Origin of the sequence: Corallococcus sp. AB032C (genome assembly GCF_003668935.1) — a bacterium.
GTDB lineage: Bacteria > Myxococcota > Myxococcia > Myxococcales > Myxococcaceae > Corallococcus > Corallococcus exiguus.
On the sequence record NZ_RAWP01000008.1, the window covers coordinates 153,165 to 162,921 of the forward strand.

Consider the following 9,757-nt stretch of genomic DNA (forward strand, 5'->3'; position numbering starts at 1 on the left):
GGCATGCGGTGGAGGCGCGGTGTCGGAGCGGGGGCCTGGTGGGGCGTGGTGCTGACACTCGCGGCCGGACTGTTGCTGTCCGGTTGCAGGCGCGAGGCACCTCCACGCGCCGCGACTCCCGAAGAGGTGAAGCGTGGGCGCGGCTTCTTCCAGCGGGGCCAGTCCCGCCAGGGCTCGCCGATCACCGGCTTCCTGGGGCCGGAGCGGGTGGAGCTGGAGGGCGCCGTCGCCGCGTGCGCCCGCTGCCACGGGCCCTCCGGGCGGGGCAGCCGCGAAGGCGGCGTGGAGGTGCCGGACATCACGCCCGGCTCGCTCCAGCATGCGCGCGCGGTGGGACTGGAGGACATCGAGGATCGCTCACGCCCCGCGTACACGCGCGCCACACTGCTGCGCGCCATCACGGAGGGCGTGTCCGCCAGCGGCCGTCCCCTGGGCGTGGCCATGCCGCGCTACGCGCTCGCGACGGCGGACGCGGACGCGCTGCTCGGCTACCTCCAGACGCTGGACGCGGCGCCGGATCCCGGCCTCTCCGCGACGACGCTCACGGTGGGCGCGGCGCTGCCGTTGACGGGGCCGCTGGCGCCCCTGGGCCAGGAGATCCAGGCGGTGGTGCGCGCGGTGTTCGCGGACGTGAACGCGCGCGGCGGAATCTTCCGGCGCAGGCTGGAGCTGGTGGTGGAGGACGACGCGGCGCTGTACGCGACGGCCGCTTCCTCCGCGGGCGCGGACGCCACGGCGCGGCTGCTCGAGCGGGACGTCTTCGCGCTGGTGGCCAGCCTCCGTCCCGCGCGGCTCGCGTCCGACGCGCGGCTGGAGCACGAAGGCGTACCGCTGGTGCTGCCCCTGCCCCTGGAGCCAGGGCCGCCGCCGGACGAGGGACCGGTGTTCTTCCTCTACCCGGAGCCCTCCGCGCTGGCCCGGCTCGCGGTGCAGCACCTGGCCAGCGCGGGTGGGGCCCGGCTGCGCCGGCAGCCGCTCGCGGTGGTGCATCCGGAGGACGCGGCGGGCCACGCCTGGCGGGAGGCCGTGCGGAAGGAAGCCGGGCGGCGGGAGCTGGCCACGCCGCTGGACTGGGGCCTCGCACTGGATGAAGCGGAAGCGGGGCCGGCCCCCTTCGCGGTGCTGTACACCGGCACGTCCGACGGACTGGCCTCGCTCATGAGGACGCGGGCCGCCCGCGCGATGAAGGTGCCGGTGTTCGCCCCGGCGGCGCTCGCGGATCCGCGGCGGCCGGAGCTCACGGAGGGACAGGTCACGTTCCTGTCGCCCGTGGGGTTGGGCGAGCACGCGCCCGACCTGGAGGCGCTGACCGCGTTCATGGACCGGCACGGCTTGAAGCCCGGCCATACCGCCTTCCAGCTGGGGGCCTACGCCGCCGCGCGGGTGTTGGTGGAGGCCGTCACCCGCGCGGGCGCGGACCTCACGCGCGCGAGCCTGCAACAACAGCTGGAGTCCCTGCGCGACTTCGACACCGGCGTCTCTCCGCCTGTCAGCTTCGGCGTGAACCGGCGGGTCGGCGTCCAGGGCGCGCAGCTCGCGACGCTGGAGGCAGCGACGGGACGCCTGCGGGCCGCGTCGGACTGGATCCCCCTGTCACCCTGAGGCCCGGTCGTCCCTGGGAGGCGCCACCGGCAACTCCAGCACCAGCTCGGCGCCGGGCGCGGTCTCGGGCGCGACGTAGGCCCGTCCCCCGTGCCGCCGCGCGACCTCGCGCACGATGGCCAGGCCCAGCCCCGCTCCGGGACGGGCCTCCGCGCCCGCCACGCGGTGGAAGGGTTCGAACACCGCTTCGTGCTCCGCCAGGGGAATGCCCGGGCCGGTGTCGCGGACGCTCACGCGGAAGCGCCCCGCCTCCGCCGAAAGCCGGACGTGGATCTCCCCGCCCTTCGGGGCGAACTTGAGGGCGTTGCCCAAGAGGTTGTCCACGGCCTGCCGCAGGCTGCCCGCGTCGAACGGGGCCTCCATCCCAGCGGGCGCGTCCAGGTGGATGAGCAGGCCCCTCTGCTCGGCCTCAGCGCGGGCCCCCTCCACGGCCTGCGTCAGGAGCAGGTCCAGGTCGCCCTTCTTCCAATCCCACGCACCGCGCCCCGCGGTGGCCATGTCCAGAAGCGAGTCCGCCAGCACCGCCAGCCGGTCCACCTCCGTGCGCGCATCCTGGAGCGCGACGCGCAGCTCCTCCGGGCTCCGCTCGCGACGCAGCGCCAGGTCCAGGCTGGTGCGCATCAGCGCCAACGGCGTGCGCAGCTCGTGCGCCGCGTTCGCGATGAGCCGCTCCTGCGCCTCGCGCGCGCCGCGCACGCGGGCCGTGGCCTCACGGAGCGCCTCGCCCACCTGGCCTATCTCGTCGGTGCCCGGGCCCTCCGCAGGGAACAGCGTGAAGTCTCCTTCGCGCAGCCGCTCCAGGCTCCGGGCGATGGCCGCCAGCCGCCGCGACAACCGGCGTGCCAGCAGGGTCTGAACGACGAGCAGCAGCCCGCCCATCACCGCCGTCAGGGAGAACGCCATCCGGAAGAACGAGTCCACGGAGCGGTCCACCTGTCCCAGCGAGGCCAGCAGCCGCAGCCCGTACCACTCCCCTTGCGGCGACCGCACGTTGACCATGACCTCGCGCCACCGGCTGCCGTCCGGGGCCACCTCGGTGGTCAGCAGGGGAGGCCCCTCCCGGGTGCCCGGCACGCGGCGCGGTGGCTCGGGCGCGCCCTCGGAGACCGGCGGATAGCGCATCACCAGCCGTCCATCCGACTGATAGAGGTAGCCCTGCGGGGCGAAGGGGCGCACCTGCTCCACCAGCGGAGAGACGGCCATGTGCAGGTGGACCTTCTGCCCGGGACCGTCGAAGAGGCTCACGCTCTCCACGGCGGCCTGCGCCAGGAGCGCGCGATCCAGCGAGCGTTCCAGGTCCGCGCGGAACAGCTGCCCCGCCACCGCCAGCGCGCCCAACGTGGCCAGGGCGGGCAGCAGGGCACCATGCAACCACAAGCGCCGCGCCAGCCTCATGCCGGGAGGCCGCCGGACGGCTCGACGACGAGCTTGTAGCCCACGCCCCGCACGGAGCGGATGGACACGTGCGCGGCCGCCAACCGCTCCAGCTTCGTGCGCAGGTAGCCCACGTACACGTCGAGCACGTTGGCGCTGCCGTCGAAGTCCGGCCCCCACGTCTGCTCCATCAGCCGCGCCCGCACCTGGGGCTCACCGGGGTGGCGCGCCAGGGCGCTGAAGAGGGCGAACTCGCGCGCGGTGAGCGACTCCTCCCGCGAACCGATGCGCAGGATGCGCCGGCCGGGCTCCAGCACCAGCTCCCCCAGGCGCACCACGCCGTCCTTCGCTTCGCCGCGGCGCCCCAGCACCTCCAGCCGCGCGAGCAGCTCCTCGAAGTCGAAGGGCTTGACCAGGTAGTCGTCCGCGCCAGAGCGAAGGCCCTTCACCTTGTCGGCGGTGGTGCCCCGCGCCGTCAGCATCAGCACCGGCGTGCGCACGCCAGCCTCGCGCCAGCCCTTGAGCAGCGTCATGCCATCCGTGTCCGGCAGCGACCAGTCGAGGACGATGACGTCGTAGACCTCCGGGCTGCCCAACGCGAGCGCCTCGCTGCCCCGCGAGCAGACATCCAGGGCGTGCCCCTCTTCCCCCAGTCCCTTGCGAAGCAGGAGCACCATCTTCGCCTCGTCCTCGACGAGCAGGAGTTTCATGCGCTGTACCGCCTCCTCGAACCGTGCCATTCGAACCCGCGGTATTACGGATTGTTTCATGTCCGCCCACGTGGGGACCAGCCTCCCTGGAAGGCAAGTGGCGCGCGCGAGGCCCCTCCCTCTGGCCGACACACGGATGTCACATGGAGCGATGAAGCAGCCCCGGCTCCGAGGCATGCTCACGCGCCAGAGCCTGGGAGGCCCTCATGACGGTCGACGTGGAGCGAGCGCTGGCGGAGGTGTTGCCGGCGGAGGCGGTCATCACGGATCCAGACGTGCTCGCGGCGCACCGGCACGACCAGGCGGAGTGGGCGCCCTCGGGCATGCCGAGGGTGCTGGTGCGGCCCGCGTCCACGTCCGAGGTGCAGGCCGTGCTCCGCGTGGCCACGGCGCTGCGCGTGCCGGTGGTGCCTCGGGGCGCGGGCTCGGGCCTGTCGGGCGGCGCGAACGCGAGCGACGGCTGCATCGTCCTGTCGCTCATGCGGATGAACCGCATCCTGGAGGTGGACCGTCGCGGCATGCTGGCCGTCGTCCAGCCCGGCGCGCTCAACGGCGCGGTGAAGGCCGCCGCCGCGGAGCAGGGCCTCTGGTACGCGCCGGATCCCGCGAGCTGGGAGTTCTCCTCCATCGGCGGCAACCTGGCCACCAACGCGGGAGGCCTGTGCTGCGTGAAGTACGGCGTGACGGGCGACGCGGTGCTGGGGCTGGAGGCGGTGCTCGCGGACGGCACCGTGGTGCGCACCGGCGGAAGGACGGTGAAGAACGTGGCGGGCTACGACCTGACGCGGCTCTTCATCGGCTCGGAGGGCACGCTGGGCGTCCTCACCGAGGCGACGCTGCGGCTGCGGCCCCGACCGTCGAAGGCGACGACGCTGGTGGCCGCGTTCCCGACGCTCGTGAGCGCGGGCACGGCCGTCTGCGACATCATGGAGCGTTCACGCCCGTCCGTGCTGGAGCTGATGGACCGCACCACCGTGCGCGCCGTCGAGTCCTGGAAGCCCATGGGCCTGGACGTCGCAGCCGAGGCCCTGCTCATTGCGCGCTCCGACGCGGGCGGCGTGCAGGGAGAAGAGGAGCTGGCGCTGATGGTCGCGGCCTGTGAGCGGGCCGGCGCGACCTCCGTGATGAGCACCGCCGACGAGGCCGAGGGCGAGCTGCTCATGGGTGCCCGGCGCTTTGCCTTCCCTGCCCTGGAGCAACGCGGTGCCACGCTGCTGGATGACGTGGGCGTGCCCGTCGTGCGCATCCCGGAGCTGCTCGCGGCGGTGGAGCGCATCGCGGAGAAGCACGGGGTGCTCATCGGGACGTTCGGGCACGCGGGCGACGGGAACATGCACCCCACCGTCGTCTTCGACCGGAAGGATCCAGCGGCGCAGGCACGGGCGAAGGAAGCGTTCGACGACATCCTGCACGCGGCGCTGGCCCTGGGAGGCACCATCACGGGCGAGCACGGCGTGGGTTCCCTCAAGCGCGGTTTCCTGGGCGCGCAGCTGGGCCCGGAGACGCTGCGCCTGCACCAGGCAATCAAGAGCGCGCTCGACCCGTTGGGACTGCTCAACCCCGGCAAAGTGTTGTGATTCCAGCGGGTTGGCTGCGGTGCGGAAAAAATAAATCCAGTGTCGATCCCACCGGAGCAGGTTCGTCGCGTGGATGAAGACGACGTTCACCTCATCCACTTTCTTCCGCCAGGAGACGCACCATGGGCACCAAGATCTTCGTCAACCTCCCCGTCGAGTCGCTGGACCGCGCGGTCGGCTTCTTCACGAAGCTGGGCTACACGTTCAACCCCCAGTTCACCGACGCCAACGCCACCTGCATGATCATCAGCGAGGACATCTACGCGATGCTGCTGGTGAAGCCGTTCTTCAAGGGCTTCATCAAGAAGGAGATCGCGGACACGAAGACGTCCACCGCGGCCATCATCGCCCTGACGGCGGAGAGCCGCGCCGCCGTCGACACGCTGGTGGACAAGGCGCTGGCGGCGGGCGCGAAGGAGACCAAGGAGAAGATGGACCAGGGCTTCATGTACCAGCGCAGCTTCGAGGACCTGGACGGCCACCAGTGGGAGTCCTTCTGGATGGACCCCGCCGCCTTGAAGTAGTCGTTCAGAGCGTGCGCTTCATGCCCTCGTGGCTCGCCACGAATCCCAGCCGCGCGTAGAAGCGCTGGGCTTCGTGGCGGCGCTTGTCGGTGGTGAGCTGAATCAAGGTGCAGCCCCGGGCCCGAGCGCGCTCCATCGCCTCATTCATCAGCGCTTCCCCAATGCGCTGCCCACGCAGGTCCGAGCGCACGCGCACCTCTTCCACCAGTGCCCGCCGGATCCCGCCGCGGCCCAGGCCCGGGATGTACGTGAGCTGGAGCGTGGCGATGACCTGCCCGTCCTGCTCGCCCACGACGATCTCGTTGTTCGCGTCGGCGGTGATTTCCTTGAACGCGGCATCGACTGCGGGAGTGACCTCCTCGGCGTAACCGGTGCGCGAGCGCGCGATGTCGTCATTCGCGAGCAACTGGATGATGGTGGGCAGGTCCGAGGCGCGGGCGTTGCGGAAGGTGGTGGTGGGCATGTCCGGACATCCTAGAGGGGAGCGAACCCGATTGGGCTGTCCAAGCCACTGGTTCGGAGAACTCTCCCCCGCGCATGTGGCCGGCGACTCCGCCAGAGGGTCCTCTCTACACAAGCGGCAACCCGTGGCGCTCTGGGCCGGGAGCGCTCGTGCCGCTGAAAGAGAGCCCTCGAAGTGAACCGCTTTCTCCTGCTGGTGCTGTGCACCCTCCCGCTGATTGGCTGCGGGGATCCGGTGTCCATTTCGGCCCCCGTTGGCATCAACCTCAAGGCCAAGTCCTCGGACACCGCCAACGGCACCGTTACCTCGCAGAAGAGTATCGAGAGCGAGTCCGGCAACCCCTTCAAGGTCTTTGTGGATGATGCTCGCCGGGAACTGGATGGCCAGTCGCCCTCGCGCGTTGAGTTGAAGAGCCTCACCCTGACGCTGGGTGCCGGAAGCGTAGGCGTGGCCTCGCTCTCCGAGGTGTTCAACGGCCGGGTGGAGGTGCTCTTCCTCATGAATGAGTCCAACAACACCTATGCCGCTGGCCACATTGCGGAGCCGAGCGGAAGCGGCCCTGTGGCGATGGAGGTGGATTTCGACTCCGAAGCGCTTCCGGATGCCGACTACCCCCGCTTCCTCGATGGCAAGTTCAACGTGGTGCTGCGCGGCTCCGCGGCCCCCACGTTCATGAGCAAGGGAGCCAACGTCGATTTCCAGACGACCTTCTCCTTCACCGCCTTCGAGTAGCTCGGCCGTTTCACCGCGCGTGCGTGAAGGAACCGACGACAGGTCAGCAGAAGATTCGCGCCGCTACTTGTTATCTTGCGCGCCCATGAATGAGCCCACGGCCGTGACGGATCTTCGCATCGGCTCGGTGTTGCAGGAGCGCTACCGCATCATCGAGCGGCTCGCCGCCGGTGGCATGGGCATGGTGTACCGGGGCGAACGGCTGGAGGTGGGCAAGTCCGTCGCCATCAAGTTCCTGCACGCGTGGGCGGCGCGCGATGACGACTTCCGCAAGCGCTTCCAGGTGGAGGCGCGCGCGATGAGCCGCCTCACCCATCCGTGCTGCGTGTCGGTCATCGACTTCGGCGTGGATCAGGAGTCGCCGTACATGGTGATGGACTTCGTCACCGGCGAGACGCTTCGGGCGCTGCTGCGCGACGGCCCACTGCAGCCGGCCCGGGCCCTGAGCGCCGTGCGGCAGGTGCTCGCGGGTCTGGCCCATGCGCACGACCAGGGCATCATCCACCGCGACATCAAGCCCGAGAACATCATCGTCACCCACGCCGTCGGACTCGGGGAGCAGGTGCGCATCCTCGACTTCGGGCTCGCCAAGTTGCGCGACGAGGTGACGGGCATCACGTCGGGGATGATGCTCGGGACTCCGTCCTACATGGCCCCAGAGCAGATCCACGGCGAGCCGGTGGGTCCGCCCACGGACCTGTACGCCACCGGCGTGCTGCTCTACGAGCTTCTCACCGGGAAGAAACCCTTCAACGCCACCAGCAACGCGGAGCTGCTGCGCATGCAGCGCGAGGTGACTCCGCCCCGGTTGCGCGACGCCGCACCTGACGCGGGCTTCTCCGCGGAGCTCGAAGCGACGCTGGCGAAAGCGATGGAGAAGGCCCCGGGGGCTCGCTTCCAGTCCGCCACGGAGTTCCTGGCCGCGCTCGAAGGGGCCGGGGCCGGTCCGGCGGTGCGTTCCGTGGCTCCCATGGCAGGCGATGCCTCGGGGGAGCCGCGCTCCTCCGCGCCCACGCCGTCACGTCCCAGGGAGGAAGTGCTCGCGACCCGGAACGGCCGGGCGCAGCCCCGCGCGACGCCGGTGGACCTTCAGGCCGAAGCCCGCGCTCCGGAGCCCCTGCCGGTGGCTCCTGCGGAGTCCGAGGCCACGATCCGGTCTGGCCCCACGACGCCCCCGCCCGCCCGGAGCCGCTCGCGCCGGGTGGTGGGAGGCGCGGTCGTGCTCTCCCTGGCCGCGGTGGGCCTTGGCGGATGGGCGTTGGCCTCGAGGTCCGCGGGCCCGGCGCCTGTGTCCCCTGAAAGCCCGTCGCCCAAGCCCCCCGCGAGTGAGAAAGCACCGGCGGAGGCTCCGACGGGCGCCACGGCCTGGCAGCCCGTCGTGGAGCAGCTCCCGGGCATCGACGAGGTCCACCGGCTGATCAAGGCGCAGCGACGGGACGCGGCCCTGGCGGCGTTGAAGAAGCTGGCGGCGAAGTACCCGACAAGCGCCTATGTCCGCTACCTGGAGGGGAACGTCGACTTCGACAACCTCCGCTGGGTGGATGGCGTGGCGGCCTACCGGGCGGCGCTGCGCAATGACGCCGCGTACCGCAACGCGCCGGTCGTCATCCAGAACGCGATCGGATGCCTCGTCAGTGACCGGTTCCACGGCACCTGCCAGGACTTCCTCCGCAAGGACCTGGGCGAGGCCGCGGTGCCCTCACTGGAGGAGGCGGCCCGAGAGCACCCCATGGCCAGCGTCCGGACCCGAGCCGCGGCCCTGCTCCGCCAGCGTGACCGCGAGGCCACGGAGGGTTCACGCTGAGCCCCCGGACGGAGCGGCTTCGAGCCCTCGGAACCACTGCGGCGCATGCCGCCAGCGGGAGTGATTACGAACCTTGAGTCCCGGACACCGGGTAGTTGACCCACATCCGGCACTTCCAGCGGCCCTGCTCGAGGACAAAAGCTCGGATGTTCTCGTAGGCGCCTGGCCGGCCCATCAAGGATTCCCGGTCGGTCTCGACGGTATGCACCACGATGGACACGACCGCGCTGTCCGCCGTGAGATCGAGGAGCTTCAGCTCAGTCGATCCCCAACGATGGACGGAGATGCCCTTCCCGCCCGAGGGTGGTGGTTCCCGGAAGCGCTGAAGGTACTCGCTGAGTGTCACGATGGTGCCGTTGGCTCTCCGAAACACCAGGGACGGGTGCAGGAGGTCTTCCAGCGCTTGCAGGGCACGGGGATCGCCCGCAGCCTGGTTCTCCCAACGGGGAATGTCGAAGTTCGCTTGAACGAGGACAGCAAGCTTCTGCTCGTTCGGCTCAGCCCCGTGTGCGGGCCCCCGAGCGAGCCGCTTCATGAAAGCCTCATCGCTCCGCTCGGGTGTCCACATGTCGTACTTCACGCCAGAAGCTCCAACGCGAACAGAGTGGGCGTGCCCGGCCGGGATCTCGATACAATCACCGGCAACGGCCTCCAGTGTTTGGCCATTGGCCACGCACGTGAAGGCAATAGTTCCCTCCGTGACGCGCACCCATTCATCCATCTGGTGATAATGCTGCGGGAATTGACTATCTCCGGGATGTACAACCCCTTCACACCACCATGAGCCAAGGATTGGGCCCGGCAGAGAGCTAAACGACGAACCGTGATTCTCGAATGGTCTCAGGCTGCGCGTCGAGAGGGAGCGACGCGCAGCAGCGGACTTGAAGTCTGCTGCGCGTTGCGAGCTTCCAGGTAGGCATCCACCTCGGCCATGAGCGCCGACATCTTCTTGCACCGGTGGTTGCGGGTGA

9 protein-coding genes and 1 pseudogene are annotated in these 9,757 nt (G+C 70.4%); 5 read left to right on the top strand and 5 right to left on the bottom strand.

The features are described from left to right. Positions 1–3 precede the first annotated feature (3 nt). A complete protein-coding gene (locus D7X99_RS05430) occupies positions 4–1,602 on the top strand; it encodes an ABC transporter substrate-binding protein (protein ID WP_121776785.1) in 1,599 nt (532 codons plus the stop codon). Here the strand turns inward: D7X99_RS05430 and D7X99_RS05435 are convergent. Both D7X99_RS05435 and D7X99_RS05440 read right to left on the bottom strand, forming a co-directional pair. Next, positions 1,594–2,979, bottom strand: a complete 1,386-nt coding sequence (locus tag D7X99_RS05435; protein WP_306465353.1) for a sensor histidine kinase KdpD — start codon at positions 2,977–2,979, stop codon at positions 1,594–1,596. The two genes, D7X99_RS05430 and D7X99_RS05435, sit on opposite strands and share 9 nt — an antisense overlap. Before the next feature lie 14 nt (positions 2,980–2,993). Further along, positions 2,994–3,686, bottom strand: a complete 693-nt coding sequence (locus tag D7X99_RS05440; RefSeq protein ID WP_121776798.1) for a response regulator transcription factor — start codon at positions 3,684–3,686, stop codon at positions 2,994–2,996. 206 nt (positions 3,687–3,892) lie between these two features. On the opposite strand from D7X99_RS05440, the gene D7X99_RS05445 reads away from it, so the two are divergent. Together D7X99_RS05445 and D7X99_RS05450 are read left to right on the top strand one after the other, a co-directional pair. Beyond that, a complete protein-coding gene (locus tag D7X99_RS05445; RefSeq protein WP_121776787.1) occupies positions 3,893–5,263 on the top strand; it encodes an FAD-binding oxidoreductase in 1,371 nt (456 codons plus the stop codon). A 122-nt stretch (positions 5,264–5,385) separates the two neighbouring features. After that, positions 5,386–5,787, top strand: a complete 402-nt coding sequence (locus D7X99_RS05450) for a VOC family protein (RefSeq protein WP_121776788.1) — start codon at positions 5,386–5,388, stop codon at positions 5,785–5,787. 4 nt (positions 5,788–5,791) lie between these two features. On the opposite strand, the gene D7X99_RS05455 is transcribed toward D7X99_RS05450, so the two are convergent. Then, positions 5,792–6,250 (bottom strand): GNAT family N-acetyltransferase, encoded by a 459-nt coding sequence (locus D7X99_RS05455; RefSeq protein WP_120578885.1) that lies wholly within the window; start codon positions 6,248–6,250, stop codon positions 5,792–5,794. Between the two features lie 174 nt (positions 6,251–6,424). Here D7X99_RS05455 and D7X99_RS05460 point away from each other — a divergent pair, with 174 nt between their 5' ends. Next, positions 6,425–6,982 carry a hypothetical protein gene (locus D7X99_RS05460; RefSeq protein WP_121776789.1) on the top strand — a complete coding sequence of 186 codons (558 nt, stop codon included), beginning with the start codon at positions 6,425–6,427 and terminating at the stop codon, positions 6,980–6,982. Positions 6,983–7,067: 85 nt separating this feature from the next. Beyond that, positions 7,068–8,786, top strand: coding sequence for a serine/threonine-protein kinase (locus tag D7X99_RS43090; protein WP_121776790.1), 1,719 nt, complete (start codon positions 7,068–7,070; stop codon positions 8,784–8,786). A gap of 64 nt (positions 8,787–8,850) precedes the next feature. On the opposite strand, the gene D7X99_RS43455 is transcribed toward D7X99_RS43090, so the two are convergent. Together D7X99_RS43455 and D7X99_RS44620 are read right to left on the bottom strand one after the other, a co-directional pair. After that, positions 8,851–9,366: a nuclear transport factor 2 family protein gene (locus D7X99_RS43455; protein ID WP_233613097.1), complete on the bottom strand. Its 516-nt coding sequence runs from the start codon at positions 9,364–9,366 to the stop codon at positions 8,851–8,853. Between the two features lie 27 nt (positions 9,367–9,393). After that, a pseudogene (locus tag D7X99_RS44620) lies at positions 9,394–9,741 on the bottom strand (cupin domain-containing protein); the annotation flags it as partial. Positions 9,742–9,757 lie beyond the last annotated feature (16 nt).

Coding starts and splice junctions, on each gene's coding strand:
- D7X99_RS05440 (WP_121776798.1), bottom strand. CDS start 3,686: ATGAAACTCCTGCTCGTCGAGGACGAGGCGAAGATGGTGCTCCTGCTT.
- D7X99_RS05455 (WP_120578885.1), bottom strand. CDS start 6,250: ATGCCCACCACCACCTTCCGCAACGCCCGCGCCTCGGACCTGCCCACC.
- D7X99_RS43090 (WP_121776790.1), top strand. CDS start 7,068: ATGAATGAGCCCACGGCCGTGACGGATCTTCGCATCGGCTCGGTGTTG.
- D7X99_RS05430 (WP_121776785.1), top strand. CDS start 4: ATGCGGTGGAGGCGCGGTGTCGGAGCGGGGGCCTGGTGGGGCGTGGTG.
- D7X99_RS05450 (WP_121776788.1), top strand. CDS start 5,386: ATGGGCACCAAGATCTTCGTCAACCTCCCCGTCGAGTCGCTGGACCGC.
- D7X99_RS05445 (WP_121776787.1), top strand. CDS start 3,893: ATGACGGTCGACGTGGAGCGAGCGCTGGCGGAGGTGTTGCCGGCGGAG.